This is a genomic window from Bacillus sp. mrc49 (assembly GCF_002803435.1).
Genome location: NZ_PHNG01000266.1, coordinates 1 through 545, shown reverse-complemented (window position 1 = coordinate 545; position 545 = coordinate 1). Strand labels below are relative to the sequence as shown.

Here is a 545-nt window from a genome sequence, read left to right as displayed (position 1 = left end):
TGGAGATAAAGGGATAGGGGGCGAACGGCATTGGAAATAATGGAAGCGATAAAAACGAGGAGAAGCATAGGAATCGTTAAGCAAGATCCTGTACCTAAAGAAATGATCGAGCAAATCATCGAGGCGGGTACATATGCACCAAACCATCATCGAACGGAGCCGTGGCGTTTTTTTGTATTGACTGGGGAAGGCAGAAATAAACTTGGCCAGGTATTCGAGGAAATAACAAGGATTGAAAATGCAGATGACACACCGGAAAGCTTGATCAGCAAACTTGAAAGGCAAAAGAAAAATCCTCTGAGGGCACCGGTCATCATCGCAGTGGGCATAGAGCCCAGTGATAAGAATAATGTCCTTGTAGCCGAAGAGTATGCCGCAGTGAACAGTGCCATCCAAAATATGCTGCTTACTGCACATTCCCTCGGGCTGGGGGCAGTATGGAGAACGGGAAAAATAACTTATCATGAGAAGGTGCGGGATTTCTTCCGTTTATCCTCAAAAGGTGAAGTGCTGGCATTCATTTACTTAGGCTTTCCTGACATGGA

The 545-nt window shown here is 45.7% G+C and carries 1 protein-coding gene; it reads left to right on the top strand.

All coding sequences use genetic code 11. The annotated features are described in order from the left end of the window. Positions 1-39 precede the first annotated feature (39 nt). The coding region (locus CVN76_RS01895) for a nitroreductase family protein (RefSeq protein WP_232732060.1) at positions 40-545 on the top strand (506 nt) is incomplete at its 3' end.